Consider the following 14,295-nt stretch of genomic DNA (forward strand, 5'->3'; position numbering starts at 1 on the left):
CCTCCAATTTTCAAATATTCACGGCAGTGATAGAGATATTATTCTGACCTTCTACTATGCTCGTAGTAACTTTGTCCGCAAGGCGTCTTAGGACATTGTGCTGTATCTATTACACGATAATCATCGAGACACCTTTCAGCAGCATGCACTCAATAAAACGTATTGGAGTGAATAGTGAATAGAACTTTTCGAGATTTTAAAAGCAGTATTCTACTACTTGCTCTATTCGTGCTATTTTTTTCATCCGTCACCGTTTCAGGTGAAGAACAGCCACCGCTGCCGAACCCGCTAGAGTTATTTACCTCAGATGAGCGTCTCTGGCTTTCTGAACATCCTAAGATTCAGATTGCGATAAATGACTCCTGGCCGCCGATGGATTATGTGGATCAAAACGGTCAGCCTCGAGGTATCGGAGTCAGATTTATCAATGCACTTAACAAACGTCTGGATGATCGTCTGCAGATCGTTTCCGGGCCTTGGAAGCAGGTTTATGAGGCGGTTAAGAATAAAGAAATTGATGCGGTTATGGATTTCACACCAAAACCTGACCGAGAGCCATATTTCAACATTACTGAAGCTTATATAGATGTTCCTCACGCGATATTTGCCCGTAGTGATTATCCCTATTTGAATGGGCTTAATAAGTTAAACGGAAAAAAGGTCGGGCTGGAACGAGGTTTCCACGCCGTTAAGTTTTTTCGTGACAGTTACCCGGGTATTGAGCTTACTGAGTATAACTCAACCAGTGATGCGCTTGATGCGGTTTCTAAAGGTGATGTAGATGCTTATATCGGTAATCGCGCTGTGGCTATGTATATCATCGAAAATGAACTATTGAGCAATGTTCGTCAGCATGCAAAGATAAACGAAACTTCATCTGTTAATGCTATTGCCGTCCGCAAGGACTGGCCGATATTGAAAGATATCCTCAATAAAGCGCTGCAGAATATTTCTAAAAAAGAGAGAACAGAAGTTTTAGATCTGCGAGGGCTTTCTGAGTCTTCCCAATCCAGTGTGATGCTAACCAGAAGTGAACGAAAGTGGCTTGAAGAGCACCCGGTTATTAATGTCCATAATGAGAAAGACTGGGCGCCCTTTAATTATTTTGACTATGACACACCTCGCGGCCTTTCAATTGATTATATGAATCTGTTAGCCGAGAAGCTGGATATAAAGGTTAGCTATCGTACAGGCCCAAGCTGGAGTGAGTTTCTAGGGCTGATAAAGAATAAGAATCTTGATGTGATGCTCAATATAGTAAAAACTCAGGAGCGTCAGAAGTATCTGCTGTTTACCCAGCCGTATATGAAAAATCCCAATGTAATTATCAGCCGCAATGATAACCCCTTTGATAATATAGATGATCTGCAGGGACGTATTGTTGCGTTTCCCAAAGGCTTTTTTTATGAAGAGCTGCTTACCCGCGATTATCCACAGATAAAACGACTCGCGGTAGAAGATTCTTTAGCATCATTAAAGGCGGTAGCTCTGGGGGATGCTGATGCAGCCTTAGGCGAAGATGCGGTGGTTCGTTTCTTAATGAGCAAGAATTTATTGTCTAATCTGTATATCTCCGGCGAAGCTGATATTGGTAATCCCGATGTGGTTAACTTAAGGCTCGGTGTGCGTGATGACTGGCCTATGCTTCACTCTATACTTTCTAAGGCAATGTCTCAGGTCACGCAGGAAGAGATGACAGTTATTCAGCAGCGCTGGTTGAGTGAACTGCTGACTTCCGCGACTAAGAGTGCTAGCACGCAGGAGGCTTTAGGGGAGTCAGTGAAGAATCTGCTGCTGTCTATTTTTATTATTATTATGGTTATTCTGTCGGCACTGGCGCTGCTCAAACTGTCTGGACACAGTATCAGCGATCGCATTTTTGCACGGCGTAACTTATCTATACTGGTAGCGGTACTGGTGACTGCATTTCTGTCAATTGTTATTATTGCTGCACTTAATGCGCTGGACCGTATGGACAGACAGCTGCGGGAGGAGCTGGGGGAAACGCTGCTGACCGTTAACAACTCCATAAAACAGTCAATTGAACTTTGGGTGGATAGTCACTCCAGCGAGGCATACCGCATTGTTGATGATCAGCGTGTGCTGCCGCTGGTAAAAGGGCTGCTGGCTCTGCCTTTGAACACTGAGGTTCTGCAGCGTAGCGAGGAGTTAAGAAAATTTCGTAAACTCTATGGTCAGGAGAATAAAAGAAAAGCTGCAGTCGGTTTCTTTATTATTTCTCCTGACGGCAATAACCTGGCCTCTGAACGCGATAGTAATCTCGGGGAATATAATTTGATTATGGCGCAGCGTCCAGATCTGGCTGAACGGGTATTTAAGGGGGATAGTTTATTTATTCCTCCTGTCTTTTCCGATGTGCCTCTAAAGGATGCTACCGGGCGTATTGTTGTTGATGCACCCACCATGTTTTTTGCTGCTCCGCTGCGCGATTTATCAGGAAATGTTATTGCGGTGCTGGCATTGCGTTTTGATCCCGTTGAATATTTTTCTCGTATTGCCAGTGCCGGAAGAGTGGGTGAAAGCGGCGAGACCTATGTTTTTGATCGTCAAGCCCGGCTTATCAGCAAGCTGCGTTTTGCTGAACGGCTTTTGTCAATTAGCGATCTTTATCGCGACGGCTCGCAGCTGCTGAGCTTACGTATTCGCGATCCCGGTGGAAATTTATCCGAGGGTTACCGTCCGCAGAGCAGCCGTTCAGACTGGCCTTTGACCCTGGCTGTTGAACAGGCTCACAGCGGCCGTCATGGTATTAATACGTCGGGTTATAATAACTATCTTGGGGAGCCAGTCATGGGGGCGTGGAGCTGGTCCGAAGAAGTCGGCATCGGACTGGTCACTGAAATTGATCTCGAAGAATCTCTGCAGTCTTATCACAGTATGAAAGTTCTGGTGCTGGGAGCACTTGGAGGCATTACTTTTATCGCACTGCTGCTGACTGCTGTAACGGTATGGCTTGGTGAAAAAGCCAGGAGCAGTCTGACCGTTCTGGTACAGGAGCGTACCGATAAACTGCGCAAAGTGGTACAGGCTGTGGAGCAGAGTCCGCTGTGTGTGATAATCACCGATATAAACGGAACCATCGAACATGTTAACCCCACATTCACCCGTGTTACTGAGTATGAGCCTGGTGAAGTTATAGGTAAAAATCCTAGTATTCTTAAAAGCGGTGAGACCCCGTCAGAACAGTATGCAGATATATGGAAGACCGTTCTTGCCGGCAGTGTCTGGCGCGGCGAGCTTCTTAACCGCAAGAAGAGCGGCGAGCTCTACTGGGGCTCAATATCCATCGCCCCGGTTACGGATGAAGCGGGCAAAGTTACCCACTTTGTCGCGATGACTGAAGATATTACTCAGGCTAAAAAAGTGAAACTGGCCTTGAAGGAGGTTCAGGAGCGTAATGAGCTGATTCTTGACTCCGCAGGAGAGGGAATTTTCGGTCTGGATACAGCGGGCCGGGTAACATTTAATAACTGTGCTGCTGCCGACATGCTGGGTTACGGCATTAAGGAGCTTATTGGCGTTTCCATGCATGAGGCTGTTCATTATGCCTACAGCGACGGAAGTTATTACGACGAAGCTGACAGCCCGATGAGTGCAGTACTGCATGATGGTGCTGTACATCAGATAGATAATGAGGTGTTATGGCGGAAAGACGGTTTGTTTTTCTCTGTAGAATACACAGCCACTCCGATCAGCCATGACGGCGATATTGTCGGTGCAGTGGTGGTATTTCGTGATATTAGTACCAGGCTGCTTGCAGAGGCACAGGTCAATGCAAGCATGGAACGTTTTAGAGTTTTGTTTGAACAGGCGGCGGATGCTTATCTTATTATTGACGGGGAAAACTGTGTGGATTGTAATCAGGCTGCCGTTGATCTGCTGGGTTTTAGTAATAAAGAAGAACTGCTCGGCCGTACACCGGCTCAGTTTTCTCCAGAATTTCAACCGGACGGCAGCCGCTCGAAGAACAAGGGCGCCGAGTTGATTTTCACTGCATATACTCATGGAGGAGTCCATTTTGATTGGATCCTCTGCAAGAAAGACGGCACGGAGTTTCCAGTAGAAATAACACTGACACCGATTGAACTGAATGAAAAACCTGTACTGCTGGCTGCCTGGCACGATCTTACCGAAAGGTACGAGTCGGAAGAGGAAATTAAACGCATCAATTTCCTTAGTGATCTTGCCCTTGAGCTGACTCACAGCGGCTACTGGCATATTGACTATAATGAAGCGGATTATTATTACCAGTCAGAGCGGGCTGCTGAAATTCTCGGCGAAACAGTCAGAGAGGATGGCCGTTATCATCTTCAGGATCAATGGTTTGCACGTATGATAGAGGCTGATGCACAAACCGCCGCCAAGACACAGGAACGTTATCTGAGGGTGACGGAAGGTAAATACAGCAGTTTTGATTCGGTTTTTGCCTACCGGCGTCCCGTTGACGGCAATATTGTCTGGATTCATTCAGCCGGTAAAATAGTTCATGATGAATGCGGCAATATTCGCTATATGTATGGTGCCCACCAGGATATTACCGAGCAGAAGCTGTCGCAGGCGGCGCTCGCCAGTGAGCGGGAGCAACTTCAGGCAATTCTTGATTCTAGTCCGGTAGGCGTAAGTATCAGTATTGATTCCATTCTTAAACTAACTAATCCGCGTTTTTCTGAACTTTTCTGTCTCGGCAGCGGGGCCGATATGATGGATGCTTATGTTGAACAAAAAGATAAAGAAAACATGCTGGCTGTTATGCACAACCAGGGAACTGTTAATAACTATGAACTGCAGGCCTATGGTGCGGATCAAAAAGCGCGCGATTTTATGGTTACTTATCAGCCGATAGATTATCAGGGAGAGCAGGGCTATCTGGGCTGGCAGGTTGATATTACGGATCTCAAAGCCGTTCAGAATGAATTGACCCAGGCAAAAGCACAAGCAGAGGAAGCCACTAAGGCTAAATCGGATTTTCTGGCGAATATGTCCCATGAGATCCGCACACCGATGAATGCCATTATCGGGATGTCGCATTTGGCACTGCAGACTGATCTGAGTGTAAAACAGCGTAACTATATTGAAAAAGTGCACCTTTCCGGAGAGGCACTGCTTGGCATTATTAATGATATTCTTGACTTTTCAAAAATTGAAGCCGGCAAACTGGATATTGAAAACATTGATTTTCGTCTTGAAGAGGTGTTTAACAATATCGCCAATCTGGTGGGACTGAAGACGGAAGAGAAGGGCATAGAGTTTATGTTCAGCTTGTCGCCGGATGCGCCCAGTGCACTGATCGGCGATCCGCTGCGTCTAGGGCAGATTTTAACCAATCTAAGTAACAATGCGGTGAAGTTCACTGATTCTGGCGGTGAAATTGTCATTGCTATTGATGCCCTTGAGCAGGATGCGGAGCAGGTTAAATTACACTTCTCAGTGCGTGACAGTGGTATCGGTATGACACCGGAGCAGCAGTCTAAACTCTTCCAGTCATTCAGCCAGGCTGACAGTTCGACCACAAGAAAATACGGTGGTACTGGTTTGGGTCTGGCTATCTGTAAAAATCTTACCCAGCTTATGCACGGAGATATCTGGGTTGACAGTGAAAGAGGCCGCGGCAGTACCTTTCACTTCACCGTACAGCTGGGTAAGCAGCAGGGAGTGGAAACGGTAGATTGTTCTGTGGAAACTGAGCTGGATTCATTGCGCGTGTTAATCGTTGATGACAATGCATCAGCGCGGGAAATTTTAAGTTCGATGCTGAGTAGTTTCAGTCTGCGTGCGGATCAGGCTGGTGCCGGTGACAGGGCGATTACTCTGCTGGAAGAGGCTGACCATAGTGATCCTTACCAGCTGGTATTAATGGACTGGAAGATGCCGCATATGGACGGCGTTGAAACCACCCGTGCCATTCAGTCAAATTCTAAACTGAGTAAAATACCGCCGGTCATTATGGTGACGGCTTATGGTCACGAAGGCGCATCGCGGGCAACTGAAGGTGTCAGCCTAGCTGGTTTCCTCAGCAAGCCGGTTACACCGTCCACCCTCTATGATGCAATTATGGCGGCGATGGGGCATGAGGTAAGCGGCGAGAAACGCAGCAGCAATCGTCAGGAAGAGCTGAATAATGATATTGCGCGGCTGCACGGTGCTAAAATACTGCTGGTGGAAGACAATGAGATCAATCAGGAGCTGGCGTTAGATTTACTCACCAGCAACGGGATTGTTGCGCAGGTTGCTAATAATGGACTGCAGGCGCTTGAGCTGCTGGAAAGGGACATCTTTGACGGGGTTCTGATGGATTGTCAGATGCCGGTGATGGACGGCTATCAGGCGACCCGTAAGATTCGCCTTAAAAAATGCTTCACAGGTCTGCCGATATTAGCGATGACTGCAAATGCTATGGCCGGAGATCGGGATAAAGTGCTTGAAGCGGGCATGAATGATCACATTGCCAAGCCTATTAATGTTACTGATATGTTCCGGATTATGGCGAAATGGATCACACCTGCGGTGCCTGGTGTTGAAGCTGCGGTTGGCGTGGTTAGGCAGGAAAAAACGGTTGAGATCCCCGAACTGGACGGTATTAATACCGAAGCTGGTTTGGCCCGTACGCTGAATAACAGTAAACTTTATAGTAAGCTGCTGCGTAAAACTGCGTTAAATTACAGCCGTTTTGCAGACGAGTTTAACAGGGCTGCTGAATCCGCTGACTGGGCACTAGCGCAGCGCCTGGCGCATAGTTTGAAAGGTGTTGCCGGTAATATCGGAGCCGAGTCACTGCAGGCGGCATGCGCAGTTCTGGAGGCACAGGCCAAAGATAAACAAGTTGGCGAGACTGAACGTCGAATGATGGAAACGCAGCTGCAGCGGATTATTGTTTCACTTGCATCTCTGCCCGAGGACGCTGCAGAGATGGCCGTACAGGAGGTAGACATCGAAGCTGTTAATGAAGTGCTGACAACAATGGCGCGGCAGCTTGAAGACTATGATACAGCCGCACAGGATACATTAGATAATAACCGTGCGCTGTTCTCAGGGGGGGAGCTGAACTCGCTGGGTAAAGATATAGAGAAGGCGCTAGCTGAATATAACTTTGAACAGGCGCAGGCAGTGGTGGTTAAGATGCAGGATGCAGTGTCACAGGCTGCAAGTGCTGATAAGCAGCAGTTAGCCGGGCTGCTGCGGCATTTTGCCGAGCTGCTGATGAATAATAATGCCAGCGCACTTGATGTGATTGAAAGTGAGGGCGCATTTATTGATGCTTCAGGATATTCCGCTGAACTTAAAAAAATTCACCGTGCGCTAAATGAATATGATTTTGAGCTGGCGATGGTTAGTCTTAAACAAATTGCCGCGCAAGCTGGTATTGTTCTATGAATGTGCTGTGTCTGGTGCATTGACAGGGGAAAGTAATGAATATTAATAAGCAGACCGTTCTGGTTGTGGATGACACTCCTGAGAATATTGACGTGCTGGTTGGTATTTTAAAGCAGGATTATCACGTTAAGGCCGCCATTAACGGTCTAATGGCTTTGAAGATCGTACATGCCAGCCCTCCGGATATTATCCTGCTGGATATTATGATGCCGGGTATTGACGGCTATGAGGTTTGCCGGCGCCTTAAGGCAGATCACACAACCAGGCATATACCGGTCATTTTTGTTACCGCTAAAATCGCTCTAGAAGATGAGATTACGGGGCTGAATCTAGGGGCGATAGATTACATTTCCAAACCGATAAACCCTCCCCTGGTACAAGCACGAGTAAGAACTCATCTGGCATTGTATGACCAGAACCGGGCGCTGGATAAAAAGGTCTTTGAGCAGACGTTAGAACTGCACCAGACACGGCTGCAGATTATTCAGCGTTTAGGGCGTGCAGCTGAGTATAAAGATGACAACACCGGACTGCACGTTATCCGTATGAGTGAATATTCGCGTATTCTCGGCCTAGCCGCCGGCATGAATGAGACTGAAGCCGTCATGTTAATGAACGCAGCGCCGATGCATGATATAGGAAAGATTGGTATACCGGACGGTATTCTTAAAAAGCCCGGTAAACTTGATCATGAGGAATTTGAAATAATGAAAAGCCACTGTGCTATCGGCGAACAGATTATTGGTGATGATAAATCTGAGCTGCTGCAGATGGCTAAGATACTTACTCTCACTCATCATGAAAAATGGGACGGCAGCGGATATCCAAATCAGCTTAAAGGTGAAGAAATTCCGCGTATCGGGCGTATCGTAGCGATAACTGATGTTTTTGATGCATTAACCTCAGAAAGACCCTATAAACAGGCCTGGTCCGTTGAGGACGCGGTGGAACAGTTACAGAAAGATGCCGGTGGACATTTTGACCCGCAGCTGGTTGTACTGTTTATTGAAGAGCTGCCTAAGATATTAGAAATTAAAGAAAAATATGACGATAATTGATTTTTATCCCTCTTTATATACTGATCTTAAGATCACCTCGTCAGGATGTTTAGTTAAGGAGCTGCGAAAGCGGGTGCAGGCGAATGTATTAGGTGTGCTTTCGCATGCTAAAGTACAGAGGTTTATGCGGTGCCAGAAAATTACACACAGTTAAAGGGGGTTAATAAACAATGCTTAAGTGAAGGAGGCTGAAAGGGCGGGGGTTCTTACGATAACCTCTCCCATAGCGGCTGGTTAAGTTATCAGCAGATCGCCCCCGCAGGAGCGATCTGATTTATTTTAAACGCTGTTAATTCTGACTTTTAGCCAGTGCTTCAAGCATCTTGTTAGTGACCAGGGTAATTCCTTTTTCAGAAACCCGGAAGCCGTTGGCAATATCCTGCTCTTGATCGTAACCGATTACTAAGTCTGCCGGGATACGACAGTTACTGTCTACAATGACGCGGCGCAGTTTACAACGTTCTCCGACATGACTGCCGTGCAGCAGTACCGATTCTTCAATAAGGCTGTTAGAGTGAGTGTGAACACTGGAATATAACAGAGACTTGCGAATTGTTGAGCCGGAAATAATACAGCCGCCGGAGACTGTTGAGTCAAGTGCCATGCCGCGGCGTTCGTCATTATCGAAAATAAATTTAGCCGGCGGAAGCTGTTCCTGATAGGTCCAGATCGGCCAGGATTTATCATATAAATCCAGCTGTGGCTCCGGCTCTACCAGCTCCATATTTGCTTCCCAGAATGAATCCAGAGTACCTACATCTCGCCAGTAAGGCTGATTGTTACTGTCCGGATCTTTGAAAGCAAAAGCAAAAACATTGTGATCTTCAATAATTGACGGGATGATATCGTTTCCGAAATCGCGGCTGGAATCTGCGTTTGCACAGTCTTTTTCTAGCTGTTCGAATAAAAAGTCACTGCTGAAAACATAATTGCCCATTGAAGCTAAACATTGACCCGGCTTACCTGGAATTTCATTCGGCTCGGCGGGTTTTTCATCAAATGCGACAACTTTATTGTCGGTATTAACTGTCATCACACCAAAACTGCCGGCCGCTTCTTCAGTGTCTACCTCAAGGCAGCATACGGTCATATCGGCATTGTTTTCTACATGCTGCGCCAGCAGTACACCGTAATCCATGCGGTATACATGGTCGCCGGACAGTACCAGTATATATTTAGGACGTTCTGCTTTAATAATATCTAAATTCTGATATACAGCGTCTGCAGTACCCACGTACCAGTCATCACCACTACGTTGTGATGCCGGTAATACATCAACAAATTCAGCGATATTGGCTTTGAAATGTCCCCAGCCTCGGTTGATATGTCTAATTAATGAGTGGGATTTGTACTGAGTTGCAATGCCGACTCGATGAATTCCCGAGTTGATACAGTTTGATAAAGGAAAGTCGATAATGCGGAATTTACCGCCAAAATATACTGCAGGTTTCGCACGCCAGTCGGTCAATTCAAATAAACGGCTTCCTCGGCCACCGGCTAAAACTAATGCATAAGTATCTTTGGTAAGGTTACTAATATATCTATCTTTATTGTGCCCCATAAACGAATCTCCAAGTAGTTTAAATTTTATTGTCCGCCAACGTTAGTATTACAGCTGATATCCAGGCTGCTGAGCAGGTGCTGTTTTGTCATTTATAATTTTATGACTTCGGATGAAGCTAACGTTGTAAACGTTTACTTTTGTACCACTGAACAAAGTCTGATTCAATGCAATGACCACATAGGATATTTTTGATGGTTTTATTTGAGAGCAAGTTCATAAATACATTATTTATTTTGTTTACAAGTGTTTAATAATTAAGCACCGCAAAAGAGAGGGCTGCTTAGACAAAAGCTTTAATGACGATAAAAACAGCATTGTGAGTGACTATTCTTTGCTGTTGGCGGGGGAATAATCAGAAACTTCAGCTCGAGTTTTTATTTCTCTGGCTGTTTCAGCCTGGTTATTTTTGCAAGCAGGCACTGATAATGCCGTTATCGTGTTAAATCGTGCAAAAATACCGCAGCTGTTATTTTCAAACTATAATTGAAACATAATCCATACAATTATATACATGACAGTTGTCAGTGAGCGCCGTATTATCTGCTTTGCACTTAAATGGGTACAATCGGTCGAGTTTAGGCCTAGATTACAGACTCTCGCCTTTAAACGGATAATATTATGAAGAAACGCTGGATTGCAGCCGTTATTATAACGGTCGTTACGTTAGGTACTGTTTATTACTTCAACGCTCCTCAGAAAGAGGTTTTGTTTTTACCCCTAATCAAAGCTGAAACAGCTACCATAGAAAAGCAGGCTGTTGCCGTCGGACAGATAGTGCCGGCTCATTCCGTGCAGATTAAATCACAGATAGAAGGTATTGTCGGTGAAATTTATCACGGCGTAGGTGAGCAGGTAAAAGCCGGTACTGCGCTGATTAAAATTCGTCCTAATCCTACACCGCAGCGTTTAACGCAGGCGATCACGGAATTAATGTCGAGTAAGGCACAGCTTCAGTCTTCTCAGCAAAAACTCTCTAATTTAGAGCGCCTGGTCCGTGATGACGTTATTCCATCCAACTATGGGGAATATATTCAGGCAAAAGCGAATGTCAGCCAGAATAATGCCGATCTGCAGCAGAAACAGCAGAATTTAGATCTGATCCGCAGCGGGGAATCATCAGTGGGATCATCAAAGCTGACATCAACCATTACCGCGCCGATAACCGGTACAGTGTTAAGTTTGAATGTTGAAGTGGGTGAACCTATTATCTCAACTGAATCAAGTCAGTCAGCAACACAAATGATGTCCCTGGCGGATATGAGCGACATGATTTTTAAAGGCAGTGTCAGTGAGCATGATGCTGCCCAGCTGCAGGCCGGCATGCCGGTTACTATGATACTTGCGCCGTATCCGGAAATAGAGATGACAGGCATATTAAGTAAAGTCGCAGTGCAGTCTGAAAAACTTAATTTACAGCAGAACTCTTCATCCTCTAGCGAACAGCGCAGCTTTGATAATGGTTTTCAGGTGGAAGTGAATAAAATCCAGTTTCCGGCAGATCTGATTATGCGTTCTGGTTTTTCAGCTACTGCACAAATTACCCTGAAAAAAGCAGCACAGGTCACAACAATTCCAGAGCGTGCTCTGCAGTTTTCAGATAACCAGCCCGAAGTACTGCTTCCTGATGACTCGGAGCAGGGGTTTCACACCGTTCCGGTAAAATTAGGGCTGTCTGACGGAATCAATGTAGAAGTTATTTCCGGCCTGGAACAGGGGCAGGAGATTGTTGACAGCAGTATGATGGGAGCGCTTCCCGATGCCTAATTTATTCTTTTCACAATACCGTTTAATGGTCAGAGTTATCTCACGGCGCACACTTGTATTTCTGCCGGCCGCGCTGTTAACTCTAGCACCGTCGGTTTATGCGCTCACTATCGAACAGGCATGGCAGGCGGCTAAGATTTTTGATCCTGAATATCAGAAAGCACAGACTAATACCCGTATCAGTGAAACAGAGATTCGTTCAAGCCGCAGTGGTTTACTGCCGGGCCTGAGTGCAGGTGCAACCTCCAGCTGGAATGATAATGGTGATAACAGCAATGGTTATTCACTTAGTTTAAATCAAACCCTATGGGATAGTTCCAAATGGGCGGGGTTAGATGCATCACAGGCATCCTTTGTCAGTGCACAGCTGACAGAGCAGCAGGCACATAACAACCTTGCTCAAAAATTGATCACCGCTTACCTTGATTTAGCTAAAGCGCATGGTGATCTGCGTCTGGCGCAGCAGAAGCTTGATGAAGGACAGAAAATGCTTCGTATTACCGAGCAGCGTTACGCAGCAGGTGTATTGATGGTGACAGATGTTGAAGATATGCGAGCCAACCATGTTGACGAACAGGCGCTTATTCTGCAGAAACGATCAGAAATCGATACGCTGCAGGCTGCTTTGACGGCTTTAATCAACCAGGTGCCGGATGATATTGACGAGATCAGCACAACCGAGCTGAAACAGCCGCTGCTGCAGGTCAACAGCGAAGAAGAGTGGCTGGAACTTGCCCGCAGCAGCAGTCCGGAACTGCTGGCCGCTCAGCAGAGCTTAAAAGCCAGCCGCTTTCAATACCAGCAGGCTAAAGCCGGGTATTATCCTAGTGTACAGGGATCCATAAACTACAGCGATGATGACCGGCGTGCCAATGATGATTTAAGTGCCGGACTTACCTTGACCGTTCCACTGGATCTTAATGGTGCAACTCGTGCTAGTGTTGACCGTTCCAGCCTGCTGGTTTATCAGGCCAAGCAGGACGTTCGTATCGTAGAAATAAATATTAAGCAGACTATCGACAGCCGCTATAGTCAGGTGCTCCTGGACTGGCAGCGGGTGGAAATGGCGCAGCAGCAGGTTAAATCCCGAGAAAGGGCATTAAAAAGTAAAAAGAGAGTTTACAATGCCGGACTTGCAGACGTAACCGATATTATTTCTGCCCATAATAACCTGTTCAGTAGTAAAAATATTCTCCAGGCACTGCTTTATCAATACTGGCAGGACCGGGTATCGCTGCTTAAAGCCGCCGGACAGTTAAATGACAATACTGTTGAGCAGATTTCCAGAGCGCTTCAATCATGATACCTATGTTACAGCAGATTGTGCAGATGCTTTTTGCTCATCGTCTGCGCAGTCTGCTGGCCATTACAGCAGTTGTATGGGGAATTGTTTCAGTATTAGTCCTGATGGCATTAGGTGAAGGTTTTTATCAGATCAATGCCAGGCAGTTTTCATTATTAATGAGTGATACCCAGCTTGCTCTTCCGGAAGTAACCAGTAAACCCTGGAAGGGACGGCCTGCCCGCCGGGAGATTTCTTTCACTGAGCCTGAATTTCGTTTATTAGAAAAACAGTCCGCGATAAAAGCGGTGTCGGTCTTATACCAGAAATGGGATGCGTCGGTGACAGATATAACCGGGCATACGCTGCCCGGTTATATTCGCGGTGTAGACAATCATTATATTGATATGCGTAAAATAAAACTGGCTGCCGGCTCGCGAAATATTAGTCGTCATGATATCAACAGACACAGCCGTATTACCGTTATCGGCTGGCAGCTGGCGCAGCAGGGCGGTTTGTCTATCGGTGACAAGCTGCGGGTTAACGGTATTCCTTTTATTATAACGGGCATTACCCGGCAGAGTGAAGGCGGCATGTCCATGGGACGTGAAGATAATCAAGTGCTTATTCCCAGCAGCACGTTTACGGATCTGTGGAGCGATAAACCTGTGCAGGTGATGGTTACACCGGCCCCCGGCATTTCAGGCGTGGTGCTGCGTAAAAATTTATTGTCGTTTTTTGCCAGTCAAAAACACTTTGATCCTAGCGATAAACGTGCAATGTGGCTTCCTGATTTTAGCCAGGATGTTAAATTTTTTACCACTCTACTGCGCGGCATACAGTTATTTCTTGGTGCAAGCGGTGCGATGACATTAGCGGTCGGCGCATTAGGTGTTGCTAATATTATGTTTTTATCGGTAACTGAGCGAACCAGGGAAATTGGTGTGCGCCTGGCGATTGGTGCGACGCCGACTAATATCCTGGTGCAGTTTCTGCTCGAAGGGGGAATGCTGGTATCGATCGGAACGGTCATAGGCGTCGCTGTTTCTTATGTTTTAATCCTGCTGATGAATCAGATGGGCCTGCCTGACTGGCTCGGCACTCCGGTGATCAGTGTTGATGCGGTGTTAATGGCGCTCTCTGTGACCGTGGTTCTGGCATTGCTGGCTTCATTTTTTCCGGCACGCCGAGCTGCAAACCTGATCCCCGTTACAGCATTAAGTGCGAGGGCCTAA

The 14,295-nt window shown here is 46.4% G+C and carries 6 protein-coding genes; 5 read left to right on the forward strand and 1 reads right to left on the reverse strand.

From position 1 onward, the window contains the following. The first annotated feature begins 174 nt into the window (after positions 1 to 174). Both G327_RS25945 and G327_RS0105995 read left to right on the forward strand, forming a co-directional pair. On the forward strand, positions 175 to 7,392 hold the full coding sequence (locus G327_RS25945) for a PAS domain S-box protein (RefSeq protein WP_019613852.1): 7,218 nt from the start codon (positions 175 to 177) through the stop codon (positions 7,390 to 7,392). 41 nt (positions 7,393 to 7,433) lie between these two features. Continuing rightward, positions 7,434 to 8,450, forward strand: a complete 1,017-nt coding sequence (locus G327_RS0105995) for an HD-GYP domain-containing protein (RefSeq protein ID WP_026339209.1) — start codon at positions 7,434 to 7,436, stop codon at positions 8,448 to 8,450. Positions 8,451 to 8,739: 289 nt separating this feature from the next. Here G327_RS0105995 and glgC read toward each other — a convergent pair whose 3' ends face one another. Continuing rightward, complete coding sequence (gene glgC / locus G327_RS0106000; protein ID WP_019613854.1) at positions 8,740 to 10,011, reverse strand: glucose-1-phosphate adenylyltransferase; 1,272 nt, start codon at positions 10,009 to 10,011, stop codon at positions 8,740 to 8,742. A 621-nt stretch (positions 10,012 to 10,632) separates the two neighbouring features. Here glgC and G327_RS0106005 point away from each other — a divergent pair. The 3 genes from G327_RS0106005 to G327_RS0106015 are packed head-to-tail and all read left to right on the forward strand — an operon-like array spanning position 10,633 to position 14,295. Next, complete coding sequence (locus G327_RS0106005; RefSeq protein ID WP_019613855.1) at positions 10,633 to 11,778, forward strand: efflux RND transporter periplasmic adaptor subunit; 1,146 nt, start codon at positions 10,633 to 10,635, stop codon at positions 11,776 to 11,778. Continuing rightward, on the forward strand, positions 11,771 to 13,081 hold the full coding sequence (locus G327_RS0106010; protein WP_019613856.1) for a TolC family protein: 1,311 nt from the start codon (positions 11,771 to 11,773) through the stop codon (positions 13,079 to 13,081). Before G327_RS0106005 ends, G327_RS0106010 begins: the two co-directional genes overlap by 8 nt. Continuing rightward, positions 13,078 to 14,295, forward strand: coding sequence for an ABC transporter permease (locus G327_RS0106015; protein WP_019613857.1), 1,218 nt, complete (start codon positions 13,078 to 13,080; stop codon positions 14,293 to 14,295). The genes G327_RS0106010 and G327_RS0106015 overlap by 4 nt, the downstream gene beginning before the upstream one ends.

The sequence above is a fragment of the Psychromonas ossibalaenae ATCC BAA-1528 genome, assembly GCF_000381745.1.
GTDB lineage: Bacteria > Pseudomonadota > Gammaproteobacteria > Enterobacterales > Psychromonadaceae > Psychromonas > Psychromonas ossibalaenae.